At 45.7% G+C, this 12,340-nt stretch carries 12 protein-coding genes and 3 tRNA genes; 1 reads left to right on the forward strand and 14 read right to left on the reverse strand.

Annotated features, from left to right (window positions below; translation table 11 throughout):
- Positions 1-40: 40 nt before the first annotated feature.
- The 10 genes from T355_RS0108345 to T355_RS0108390 form a co-directional block, all read right to left on the reverse strand.
- Positions 41-295 (reverse strand): NfeD family protein, encoded by a 255-nt coding sequence (locus T355_RS0108345; RefSeq protein WP_027397359.1) that lies wholly within the window; start codon positions 293-295, stop codon positions 41-43.
- An 80-nt stretch (positions 296-375) separates the two neighbouring features.
- Positions 376-912 (reverse strand): transcription repressor NadR, encoded by a 537-nt coding sequence (locus T355_RS0108350; protein WP_027397360.1) that lies wholly within the window; start codon positions 910-912, stop codon positions 376-378.
- A gap of 103 nt (positions 913-1,015) precedes the next feature.
- A tRNA-Val gene (locus T355_RS0108355) sits at positions 1,016-1,091 on the reverse strand.
- Between the two features lie 38 nt (positions 1,092-1,129).
- Positions 1,130-1,204, reverse strand: a tRNA-Glu gene (locus T355_RS0108360).
- Positions 1,205-1,206: 2 nt separating this feature from the next.
- A tRNA-Asn gene (locus tag T355_RS0108365) sits at positions 1,207-1,282 on the reverse strand.
- Positions 1,283-1,360: 78 nt separating this feature from the next.
- Positions 1,361-2,530 (reverse strand): SEC-C metal-binding domain-containing protein, encoded by a 1,170-nt coding sequence (locus tag T355_RS15480; RefSeq protein ID WP_051555481.1) that lies wholly within the window; start codon positions 2,528-2,530, stop codon positions 1,361-1,363.
- A 57-nt stretch (positions 2,531-2,587) separates the two neighbouring features.
- The gene (locus T355_RS0108375; protein ID WP_037330045.1) at positions 2,588-3,802 is read right to left on the reverse strand and encodes an N-acetylmuramoyl-L-alanine amidase; all 1,215 of its coding nucleotides are present in this window, start codon (positions 3,800-3,802) and stop codon (positions 2,588-2,590) included.
- A gap of 122 nt (positions 3,803-3,924) precedes the next feature.
- Positions 3,925-4,704: an amino acid ABC transporter ATP-binding protein gene (locus T355_RS0108380; protein WP_027397362.1), complete on the reverse strand. Its 780-nt coding sequence runs from the start codon at positions 4,702-4,704 to the stop codon at positions 3,925-3,927.
- Positions 4,685-5,329 carry an amino acid ABC transporter permease gene (locus T355_RS0108385; RefSeq protein WP_027397363.1) on the reverse strand — a complete coding sequence of 215 codons (645 nt, stop codon included), beginning with the start codon at positions 5,327-5,329 and terminating at the stop codon, positions 4,685-4,687. Before T355_RS0108385 ends, T355_RS0108380 begins: the two co-directional genes overlap by 20 nt.
- A gap of 324 nt (positions 5,330-5,653) precedes the next feature.
- Positions 5,654-6,448, reverse strand: coding sequence for an amino acid ABC transporter substrate-binding protein (locus tag T355_RS0108390; RefSeq protein ID WP_051555482.1), 795 nt, complete (start codon positions 6,446-6,448; stop codon positions 5,654-5,656).
- Positions 6,449-6,680: 232 nt separating this feature from the next.
- Between T355_RS0108390 and T355_RS0108395 the strand changes: the two genes are divergently transcribed.
- The gene (locus tag T355_RS0108395) at positions 6,681-7,745 is read left to right on the forward strand and encodes an HD-GYP domain-containing protein (RefSeq protein WP_027397365.1); all 1,065 of its coding nucleotides are present in this window, start codon (positions 6,681-6,683) and stop codon (positions 7,743-7,745) included.
- A gap of 89 nt (positions 7,746-7,834) precedes the next feature.
- Here the strand turns inward: T355_RS0108395 and T355_RS0108400 are convergent, their stop codons facing one another.
- The 4 genes from T355_RS0108400 to T355_RS14000 are packed head-to-tail and all read right to left on the reverse strand — an operon-like array spanning position 7,835 to position 12,256.
- Positions 7,835-9,052 carry an ABC transporter permease gene (locus T355_RS0108400; protein WP_027397366.1) on the reverse strand — a complete coding sequence of 406 codons (1,218 nt, stop codon included), beginning with the start codon at positions 9,050-9,052 and terminating at the stop codon, positions 7,835-7,837.
- Positions 9,042-9,758, reverse strand: a complete 717-nt coding sequence (locus T355_RS0108405) for an ABC transporter ATP-binding protein (RefSeq protein ID WP_027397367.1) — start codon at positions 9,756-9,758, stop codon at positions 9,042-9,044. The genes T355_RS0108400 and T355_RS0108405 overlap by 11 nt, the downstream gene beginning before the upstream one ends.
- Positions 9,759-9,777: 19 nt before the next feature.
- Positions 9,778-10,914, reverse strand: coding sequence for an efflux RND transporter periplasmic adaptor subunit (locus T355_RS0108410; RefSeq protein ID WP_027397368.1), 1,137 nt, complete (start codon positions 10,912-10,914; stop codon positions 9,778-9,780).
- A 34-nt stretch (positions 10,915-10,948) separates the two neighbouring features.
- Positions 10,949-12,256, reverse strand: a complete 1,308-nt coding sequence (locus T355_RS14000; protein WP_051555483.1) for a TolC family protein — start codon at positions 12,254-12,256, stop codon at positions 10,949-10,951.
- Positions 12,257-12,340: the final 84 nt, after the last annotated feature.

The raw sequence follows: 12,340 nt of genomic DNA on the forward strand, positions 1-12,340 counted from the left end.
TCTAAAATTTCATCCATCAAATACACCCTTTCAACATTTATTATCTAACAACCACATGGTTGCCATTAACAGCAATAACTTTAACCTCCTGTCCCTTGGGGATGTAATCCCCCTCGGATACCACATCCACAGGCTCACCGTTGATAATGACAGTACCTGCCGGCCTAAGCTCACGGGACACAATGCCCTTACAGCCCACCAGCTCCGGCTTTTCAACGGCACTGACATAGCCCTTTTCAGTTGAGGTCTGGTCCTTCAGCACAAAGCTGTGCCACAAGTCACTCCAAAAGGACATCCTTATCCCTCCTTATCTATCAGGGTGACAAGGGCTGGTGCCTTTCACGCCGTCCCAGTCCCCCTTGCATATTGTAGCAATCACTTCTGATTATTAGCTGAAAGATTGGCACAGATGCCCTCTTCCCTTAGCTTCTTTTTGATTCGGTCCAGAGAATCCTGATCCGGCACCTCAATGGTGTGGAGATGTACCCCCTGGGTCACAATGGAAAGGGGCATTCCGTCACATTCCTTCATGCGGTTGTCAAACACCTCCACATCATGGCGGTTCCTCAGCATCAAATCAGCTCTTATTTCACCATAAAGGGGATGCTCAACAATTACATCCCGGACATAGCCACCATTATCCACGATGATTTCCAGCTCACGGCGCATCATATCCGAACCATGCTTGCAGGCAATTATCCCCACAATACCGTGAATCTCCTCATCCTCCGGCAGCACATAGCCCCTTGGGGTAGCATATACAGTAACACCACCAGCTCTAATTACGCTTATATCCCCAACGATAATCTGGCGGCTTACATTAAACTTTTTTGAAAGATATCCTCCCGTAAGAGGACACTTGGCCCGCTTTAGTGCTTCCAGCAGCAGGGCCCGACGTTCCTGAGTGTCCATAAAAACTCCCCCCTCCTTCCTTCATTGTATTAGAGCTGTAGAAAAAAAGCAAACGAACAAACAAAAAAAGACTACTAAAAACTTAGTAGTCTCAATTTCCAAATGGTGGGCGCTAACGGGATCGAACCGCTGACATTCTGCTTGTAAGGCAGACGCTCTCCCAGCTGAGCTAAGCGCCCGTATAAAAGGGAATTTGTTAATTCCCTATTTTTCTAAATGGTGACGCGTACGGGATTCGAACCCGTGAAGCCGCCGTGAAAGGGCGGTGTCTTAACCACTTGACCAACGCGCCATTGGCTCCTCGAGCAGGACTCGAACCTGCGACATACGGATTAACAGTCCGTCGTTCTACCGGCTGAACTATCGAGGAATCATTTGTGTCGGTGATGTCGACAAGTGATATAATACTGCATTTCAAAATAAAATGCAAGCATTTTTTAAAAATTTTTTAGTAATTTTTATCGAGGCAGCAATTCTTGTACTTTTTACCGCTGCCACAAGGACATGGATCGTTACGGCCAATCTTCTTGCCTACCCGTACCACGGACTGACGAGGCATATTAGCCAGCTCATCCTCAGTATGACCCTTTAATACCCATTTAGGCAGGGTATTGTTGTAGCGTCCAATAAGGCCGTACAGCTCCTGGGTCTCCTCCATCTTAGGTAATACCAGCTTCTGATCCTTCAAGAAGCCAACGATTTCCTTCATGCCATAACCATTCTGAATAATGATATTAATGGAACGGACAGCCTCTGCTGCCTGCAGAACGTCCAGATTACACTTGTTCATCAGGAACTGGGCCAATGCCCTGTAGGCACCAGTTGACTCCACATAGGATTCCTGGCCAGCGTCCCACACCTTATCATATGGCAAATCAGCGTAATCAATGGATGTATTCTTCATCTGCTCTGCCTGAAGGGCATCCACATTCATGAGCTCAGAATACATCAGCTCATGCTTGCCGGCCTGAATATTGTCATACCAGCAGCCACCGTTGAGGATAATGCCGATAAAATCAGCAAATTCCAGTTCATCGTCAATATATTCACTGACCTTGGCATAGAGCTGGTCGTAATCCATTACACCATAATAGAATACCAGACCGGAGGCCAGACGGATAACCTCAGTATTTAGTGCAGTAGCCTGCTGGAAGGCAGCATTGTTAATTTTGCCGTATTCCTTCTGAATTTCCTTTGGCATATACCAAACCAGCTTGCCATCAGAAAGGCCGCAATACATGATACCAATGCCACGGAGATAGTCCAGACGGCCATCATCAAGCTGCAAATCACCAGCCAGACCCTTGTGCTTGCAAGCATAGTCAAAAATATCCTTCTGATCCTCAAAGGCACTGACAAACCAGCGCTGGGCGAATTTAATAACCTCCGGCAACACTGCCTCCACCATTTCGGCCTTCTTGACACGATTAATGTTAGTGGCAACAGGAAGATTCAGATTGTACTGAATATCCTCCAGCTCTGTCTTGGTAAGTGCATTAAGTGCCTCCTCCAAGGTGAGCTTTTCCGGCAGCTTATGACGGCGAAGGCTCTTCATGCGCTCTGCCTTTTGCTCTGCAATTACTTTATTAAACTGTTCATCAGAAAAACTAAATTCCAAATCACTCAACCTCACATATTTTCATATTCAAGATATTGTCAAAATACTATTTTTTCATCAACCAAAGAATTTCTTTATTCCCTTCAAAATACCGGAAGCCGCCTTTTTGATACCAGCCTCAGAATTCAGCAGCCGCTCCTCCTTCTCGTTGGAAATAAAGGCTGTTTCCAAAAGAATTGCCGGCATATTTGTATGTCTGACAACATAGAAATTACAGCTCTTAACGCCTCTATGGCCTGTAGACAGGGCCGATACCACCCCATCAGAAACATACTGGGCCAAACGGACAGAAGCCTTGGTACCCTTTCCGTAGTAATAGCCCGTGGTACCGCTTGGACTGCTGCTGGTGAAGGAATCCATGTGAATAGAAATAAAGATATCCGAATCATTTCTGTTGGCTATATCACAACGGGCCTGAAGCTCCTCAATATCTGTTGCATTGGCCTTCTTTGGAGATACCTCAGTATCCTTGTTGCGGGTCATAATGACCTCAGCCCCTTCAGCAGCCAAAATACGCTGCAGCTCCAAGGCTATACGAAGGGTGACACTTTTCTCTGTAACACCTGTTGGGCCAATGGCACCAACGTCGCTGCCACCATGACCGGCATCAATAGTAATCTTTTTCCCCTTAATGCCAGGAGTAAATTCTGGCTCAACCACTGGGGTAGCCTCTTCCTTCTTATCAGAATCACCCTCAGAAGTGGTGACAGGAGTGCTGGTCTGTTCATCAGTGGATGGCTGTGGCTTTTCAGTATTACCAGAGCTGGAGCCAGTCTTGCCAAAATCTATGGCTGCTCCCCCGGAGCCCTTACCCACATTACCAAAATCCAAAACCAGACGATGACCAGTATTACCACCGGCCAATGTGAAAAAATTACGGTTACTCTCATTCATGGTGCTTTCAATAACTACACGCACCGTATTCGGGTCAAACTGAGCCAGACGCACGGATTTGGCAAACTGGCTGCCTATGTTAATTGTCTTTTTGGCCTCAGGACTTATCCAGGCCCCCTGAATATCCACCACAACCCGTGATGGATTACTTAAAACACTGGTTTTAATTGCAACATCCTTGGTGGTATCCAATACGATACGGGCCTTGTCCTTATCAGAGCTCACCCTTACGGCGGTAACCTCCGCCATATTTGCCATACGTTGGGCAAAGGTGGCTGCCTGAGCCTCCTGGGTGGACCAAAACATAAGAAAACCAGCCAAAAGCAGCATTATACCCGCAAAATGCAAATAAATGGCCTTAGCTTTAAGAAAGTACATATATATATTCCCCCAAAAACGGGCTTTTAAACCCATAGAACTAGCTTAAAAAATTCAATTTCTTCCAAATTATATAAAGAATAAATTTCTAAGTAGAAATTCTATCATATAATTATGAAAATTTAAAGCATGTTCTTGAGGAAGGCCTGGGTTCGCTCTTCCTGTGGATGATCAATAACCTGCTGGGCAGGCCCCTGTTCCACAATAACCCCATCAGCCATAAATACCACCTGATTGGCAGCCTCTCTGGCAAAAGCCATTTCATGGGTAACCACCAGCATGGTCATGTGCTCTGCCGCCAGCTCCCGCATGGTTTTCAATACCTCGCCGGTAAGCTCCGGATCCAAGGCAGATGTTGGCTCATCAAACAGCATAATATCCGGCTTCATACAAAGAGCTCTGGCAATAGCCACCCGCTGTTGCTGACCGCCAGAAAGACGGGAGGGATAATTATCCCTTTTCTCGAAAAGGCCTACTTTGCGCAGCAGCTCCTCTGCCTCGGGGATTACCTCCTCCTTTTTGCGCTTCTGCACCTGAACCGGTGCCTCCAGCAAGTTCTGCATCACAGTCATGTGGGGAAAAAGATTAAACTGCTGAAACACCATACCAGTGCAGGACAAAATATCCCTGGCTTCCTTTTCCGAAACGTATTCTGCCACATTTTCACTATTATTTTGGGCCAAAGCACGCCCCTTTATTTCTATTTTTCCGGAATCGATTATTTCCAAACGATTAATACAACGGAGCAGGGTACTCTTGCCGGAACCGGATGGGCCAATAATTGCTTTGGTCTCACCTTTTTTCAAATCAAGGTCAATGCCCCGCAAAACCTCAAGCTCATCGAATTTTTTATGAATCTGCGTCAAACGCAGCATTACCTGATTATTGGTCATATTTTCCATAATATGCCTCCAGCTTCTTGAAGCCCCATGTAAGTACGGCTGTCATAATTAAGTAGAAAACGGCTGCCACCACAAATGGTGTCATATCAAACTCACGCTGTACGATGGTACGGGCCACTCTCAGCAGGTCATTCATGGCAAGTATATAAATAAGGGAAGTATCCTTTACAAGATTAATAGTCTCATTACTTACCGGTGGCAAAACGTAGCGAATCATCTGAGGTATAATAATGCGGCGCATGGTCTGCTTGTGGGTCATGCCAAGGGTTTTGGCAGCCTCATACTGGCCACGGGAAATTGACTGAATGCCCGCACGGAAAATCTCAGCAAAATATGCAGCATAGTTTAATGTAAATGCCAACAGGGCAGCCACCAGATCAGGCAGCATAATACCCACCATTGGCAGGGCAAAGTAAACGAAGAGCAGCTGCAGCATCAAAGGCGTGCCACGCATAAGCCAGATGTAAAATTCCATGAAACGGCTCACCAGCTTCAAGGAAGACAGGCGGCCAAAGGCAGCCAGCAGACCCAGTGGCAATGAAAAAATCAACGTAATAAAGAATATCTGCAATGTGACCTGGGTGCCTTCCAGCATCAGGACAACTGTATGCAATAAGCTATCCATATAAGTAGTAATCCCCTTCTGTAAACATTTTATTAATTTCCCGCTTTACCGTAGCAAAGCACTAAGCCTATATATTTTACATCAAAAAAAGGACTATTGCAAACGATGCAACAGTCCATAAAGTAACTGAGGTGAGGTGCAGTTAGATTGAGCAATTAGGGCACGGTTCGTTAAGAAACTTTTTGTTGCGTACTTTAATATTAGTGGAAAAAATCATTTGTTTGAGCGAAGCGAGTTATGATTTTTTACACTATATAAATGCAAGAAAAAGTTTTAGAACCGGGACCGTCGCGAAAGCTAACTGCACCTCACCTCATAACTATTTTACTTTTTGAGGGTGATGTCCTTTGCAAACCACTTCTCGGAAATCTTTGCTACAGTGCCATCCTTGATCATTTCATCAAATACCTTCTGTACCTTGTCACGGAGAGCCTGATCATCCTTGCGGAAGGCAAAGCCGAACTGGCTTACATCGCCGATTACAGTGTCAATAGCAGTAATCTTTTCAGGGTGCTTGCTGATGTAGTAACGGCCAATAATCTCATCGCCTACAACTGCATCAATACGGCCATTTTCCAGATCCATAAATGCATTGATGAAATCAGGATAATACTTTACTTCCTTCATGGAAGCCTTCAGATCCTTCTTGCTCTCAAAATATTCCTCAGAGGTGCCACCGCTCTGGGTACCGATTACCTTGCCGGCGAGATCAGCCTCAGAGGAGATTTTCACGCCCTTATTGGAAGCAACAAATACAATCTGACGGTTGTTCATGTAAGGATCAGAGAACAGCATATTTTCCTTACGCTTCTCGGTGATATCCAGACCATTCCAGAGAACGTCTACGCGGCCGCTCTTCAGCTCAGCCTCCTTGGAGTTCCAGTCGATTGCCTTAAACTCCACCTCACAGCCTAAACGCTTGGAGGCCTCCTTGGCCAAATCAATATCAAAGCCTACGATTTCATTCTTTTCATCCTTGAAGCCCATAGGTGGGAAATTGTCATCCAGACCTACCACTATTTTCTGTGCAGTATCCTTCTTCGCTGTATCATTGCCACAGCCAGCCAAAGCCGCCACAGCCAAAACCAGCATCATACAAACAGCCAAAATCTTCTTCATAGAACTATACACTCCTTTTTGAATAAGTTATTGCAATTTCAATACGCATATTATACTTTAGTTCGTTAATGTATTGCAAGAGAAAAATGATAAAATATTAAAATTTACATTTTTCTTATCAGACTTTTGTCCTTTTTCTATATTTTTTTCATATTTTTTTACTTAATGGTAGGATTTTTACAGTATCATATAGAATGTTACAATGGTAAATAGTGAATTGGAGGGGCTATGTATGAAAGAATTAACAATAGATGAGTTAGAACCGGGGATGGAGCTTGCTCGTACAATACTCAACGACGATATGGTGGTGGTACTGTCAGAAAATACCTTGCTGACAAAGGCCCACATCACCAGACTGGAATTCCTTAATGTTCCTTATGTATATGTTAAAGATGAATATGAACTTAGTCCAAACTACCAGAATGTCATGGCCATGTTTAACCGCAGCAATGCGTTTGCGGCCCAATACCGTGAGGTAGTGCACGAGGTAAATGACATTTTTACATCCACTCTGAAGGATGACAAGGTGCCAGCGGAAAAGACAAAGGAACTGGTAAAGGAAGACCTGATGCCCATGTCCAAGCAAAGTGGTGCCATCGATTACCTTTACGAGCTCAACCACATGGCTGACGACGTATATAACCACTCCATACGAGTTTCCATTTTGGCAGGTGTAATTGGCAAATGGCTGCTTATGCCATCAAGACAGGTTACTGATCTTATCACTGCCGGTTTCCTCCATGATATTGGTAAGGTTCATTTCCCTGAACGATTGCAGAATCGTCAGGTGGAGACTTTGAAGGGTGAGGATTTCGAAACATATTTACAGCATACCTATGATGGCTACAAGATTCTGGCCACCAGTCCGGAGCTGTCCGAGGGAATAAAGCTGGCAGCCCTGCAGCATCACGAAGCATTGGACGGCAGTGGTATTCCTGACGGTCTTAGTGGTGACAAGATTCATCAGTTCTCCCGTATTATTGCCATTGCAGATCTTTACGATAACATCACCACAGAGCGTGAGGGCTTTGTGCGTCAGACTCCGTTTGCGGCCATTGCCAAAATTACTGAGCTGATGTACAGCAAGCTGGATCCTGAGATTTGCGTTGTAATCCTCAAGAGAATCAAGGATGCCTTCCTGGGCTCCACTGTAGTTCTCAACAATGGTCTCACCGGTACCATTCTTCGCTATCCTGATGACCTGGCTATTCATCCGCTCATTAAGATTGACCAGGATAATATCATTGACTTGAATGAGCATCGTGGTATTAAGATAGTAGAATACAACGCAAAATAAAGCTTTAATCATGACGTAAAAAACCTGTTGCAGCAACGCAACAGGTTTTTTTGATGTCATCCTTTCCCTCTGGGGAAGGTGATCCTATTTTATTCATAACGTAATGCTTCAATAGGGTCCAGCTTGGCAGCCTTTCTGGCTGGATAAATTCCAAAGAACAGACCAATGCCCACAGAGAAGCTGAAGGACACAAATACCGGCAAAGGCGTGATAACCGTGGTGAAATTACCAAACTTGCCCACCAGCATGGACAAGCCGCAGCCCAGCCCAATGCCTATAATACCGCCAATAACGCCGATAACAACAGACTCTATCAGAAACTGCATCATGATGTTCTGGAAGGTGGCCCCCAGTGCTTTGCGGATACCTATCTCACGGGTACGCTCCGTAACTGACACCATCATTATATTCATAATGCCGATGCCACCTACCACCAAAGATATGCCGGCGATACTTCCCAAAAGTATGGTGAGCATGGTAGTGGTCTGACTCATGGTTTCCATAAGACTGGTCATATTACGAACGTTAAAGTCATCCTCTTTGCCACCGATTATCTTGTGGCGCTGACGCAGCAGAACCTCAATATCCTCCTGAACCTGATCCATCTTATTGGCATCAGATACCTGAATATTAACAGAGGATACATAATCCATGGCCATAAGGCGTTCCATGGCTGTAGTGAGCGGCACAATAACCACATCATCCTGATCCTGTCCCATAGAGGACTGGCCCTTGCTTTCCAGCACGCCAATAACCTTGAAGGGCTGATTATTAACGCGGATGTTCTGCCCCACAGGATTAGTTGTACCAAAAAGATTTGTGGCTACAGTGCTGCCAATTACGGCCACGCGATTTCTCTTATTATTGTCGCTTTCAGTGACAAAGGAGCCTGTGCTAACCTCCAGGGAACGGATGGACATATACTCAGGAGTCACACCCATTACCGAGGAATTCCAGTTCTGATTGCCGTAAACAATCTGGTAAGACCGGGATACAGATGGTGATACGAAATCAATATTCTTTATTTTTTCCTTAATGGCCTTAGCGTCATCGTATTTCAGATTGGTACGGGAGCCAGCTGCTCCACGGACACCGCCCCTGTTGGTGGAGCCAGGAGATACAATTAGCATATTACTTCCCAGGGAAGAAATGCTGTTTACCACATCGCTTTTAACACCCATACCTACAGATACCATGGCAATAACGGCACCAACGCCGATGATTATGCCCAGCATTGTGAGGAGGGACCGCATTTTATTGGCCAAAAGGGCAGTAAAGGCCATGGAAAAGCTTTCCTTAAACAACATCCAAAACCACGCCCTTCCCTTCATCTCTGGTAATAACACCATCACGGACCAGCAGCTGACGGCTGGCACAAACCGCTATATCCGGCTCATGGGTTACCAAAATAATGGTACGCCCCTTTTCGTGCATGGACTGGAATATTTCCATTATTTCCTTGGTGGACTTGGTATCAAGGTTGCCTGTTGGCTCATCCGCCATAATAATCTGGGGATCATTTACCAAGGCCCGGGCAATGGCCACACGCTGCCGCTGACCACCTGAAAGCTCATTGGGCTGATGATCTGCCCTGTCTGCCAGACCCACCTGCTCCAGAAAATACATAGCCCGTTCCTCACGCTCATCAGAGTCTACTCCAGCATAAACCAAGGGCAATGCCACATTTTCCAGAGCAGAAATTCTGGACAAAAGATTAAAGTTCTGAAAAACAAAGCCGATTTTCTGATTTCTGGTTCTGGCCAGCATATCATCGCTAAGGTGAGCCACCTCCTGGCCATCCAGCTTATAGGAACCAATGCTTGGTCGATCAAGGCATCCTAAAATATTCATCAGGGTGGACTTACCAGAGCCAGACGGCCCCATAAGAGCGGCAAATTCCCCCTCTTTAATATCCAGATCTATGCCATTGAGGGCCGCCACCTCCTGATCACCAACCTTGTACAGCTTTTTTATCCCCCTAAGGCTAATAGTAATTTTTTCGATATTACTCATTAATTATCAACCTCCGCTCTTAAATTGGAGGTCCGCCTGGGCCGCCGCCTCTGGTGTTTTTGGAAGTGGTTGCAGTGCTGCTCTTGGCCTTGTAGGTAATGGCTACAGTATCACCATCGGAAAGGCCATCCTCAATTTCCACATATTCATCACTATATATTCCGGTGGATACATAGCGCTTTTCAGTAGTGCCGTCCGGCAGGCTAAGCTGAACATAGGAGCCCTTGGTATCCGTCTTCAAGGCAGAGATTGGAACCACAAGGGCATTTTCCTTTTCAGAGGTAACAATGTCCACACGGGCTGTCATAGCCGGCAGCAACAGATTATCAGGATCATCCACATCCAGCACCACATAATAGTAAATAACACTGGCAGTGGAAGATGAGGAAGCTGAGCTGTTGCTGGAATTAGTGTTCCAGCTATTGGTAACGTCTGTCTGGGAAATCTTGGAAACCCTTGCTGTGAAGGTCTTTCCCGTATAGGTATCAACGGTAAAGGTGGCATTCTGCCCCACCTTAACGCTGCCAATATCGGTTTCATCCACCTTGGCCAGAATCTGCTTTGTACTCATATTAGCAATGGTCATAATAACGGTAGGATTGCTGTTGCCCTGTACCGCCATGGTTCCGGCACTCTTAGGCTCACCCACCACAATGCCATCCATAGGAGCCACAATAACAGTCTCGCTTAAATCAGACTGGGTTTTCTCCAGATTACTGGCAGCTGTATCATAGGTGAGCTGGGCGTCCTCCATTTCCTCCTGGGACTTGGCACCAATAGAATTAAGGTAGGAAACACGATTGTACTTGGACTTGGCATTAATCAGCTTATATTCTGCTTGATCATTGGAGGCCTCATAGTCCTTGCCATCCAAAATAGCCACAGTCTGCCCTGCTGTTACATGGTCATTTTCCTTTACCAGCACCGACTTGATACGGGCTGTAATCTTGGAGCTAACCTCTACGGAATCCACTGGGCGAATTGTTCCCGTGGCAGATACAGTGGATTTTATCTTCATACGCTGAACCTGGGCCATTTCAGTGGAGGCAGCGTTTTTTTCTGCATTGGAGCTGCTGAAATACATGTACCCGCCAAATATTACCACCAAAATTGCGATTAGGATGCCAGCTATAGTGAAAGTTTTTTTCTTTCTCATATCTTTGCCTCTTTTCTCACTTCAGAATAGCCCATCACTTTTCTGATGGCGCATTGGAAACTGTGGAGGTGGAAGGATGAACATCCAGCCCCATATCGCTTTCCACCGCTGCTCTATGTCTTGCATAGTCGTACTGGGCACTTAAGAAATTATGCTGAGCCGTTTCCAGGGCATTCTGGGCATCAATAATATCCAGCATGATACCCTCGCCAGCCTTGTATTTCTCATTGGCAATAAAGTAATCCTCCTGGGCCTCTCTCACGGCTTCCTTGGTGGATTCAAAGCGCTTTTCTGCTTCGCGCATACTGTTATAATCTGTGCGGACATTCATATCCACAGTGCTTTTATCCTTATTAAGGGTCAGCTTTGCCGTCTCCAGCTCCACCTTGGCGGCATTTACCTTTCCCTTGGTAACACCGCTGTCCCAAATGTTCCAGTTTACACCAATGGTTCCCGAAACGCTGTGATTCTCACGGCTTGGTGTCACCTGCTTATTCCAGCCGGTGCTTACACTAAGGTCCACCGTTGGCATATATCCAGCCAAGGCATTTTTCAGTGCCAGCTCCTTTTGCTTCACCTGATATGTATCCACTATTAAATCCTTGCGATTTTCCAAAGCATAGGAGACGCAGGTATTAACATCATCATTGAAGGGTTCGTATACGAAATCATCCGTAAGCTCCACCGGCTCATTCTGATCCATATACAGAAGGTTTTTCAAAATACTTTTACTGTTCTCATAAGCATTTTCCCCCTTAATCAGGCTCTGACGGGCATTAGCCAGCTCCACCTGAGAACGGAGCACATCAATTTTGGCCTTGCTGCCGGCGTTATACAGCTGTTCAACATTAGTCAAATGCAGCTGATACTTGTCAACGGCATCCTGATAAACTGCCGTCTGCTTCTTGGCCTGTAATACGTCATAGTAGGCCTTGATAACTGACAGCTTGGTGGTTTCCCACTTGCGCTGGGTCTGTAGCTTGGCAATATCCACTCCTATTTCCGCACTTTCAATATTTCGGCCAGTTATGTTTCCGTTAAACAATGGCATTGAAGCAGAAATAGTTGTGGCGTTATTATTGTCCCACCCCATGTCATTCTTTTCGGACTTGCCGAAATTAGTGCCAGCCTTTACAGAGATGCTGTTACTTCCCCGGGCCTGGCTCAGCTTGGCCTGGGCAGTATCTTCAGCCAATCTGGTTATATTCACGTCAGGATTATTAACCAGAGCCGTCTGTATAGCTTCCTCCAATGACAGCGATGCACACTGACCAGCCGTGTGCCCTGTCAAAAAGCCACTGGCAGCCAGCAATATGGCTCCTATTAAAAATCTCTTTCTCATAACAAACATCCTTTCAAAGGTCCTGCCCTTCAGCAGGAGGAAATCATCTAAATGCACATAGCTGTGCCTTAATTTCTTGTAACA

The sequence above is a fragment of the Anaerovibrio lipolyticus LB2005 genome, from assembly GCF_000621545.1.
GTDB lineage: Bacteria > Bacillota > Negativicutes > Selenomonadales > Selenomonadaceae > Anaerovibrio > Anaerovibrio lipolyticus_A.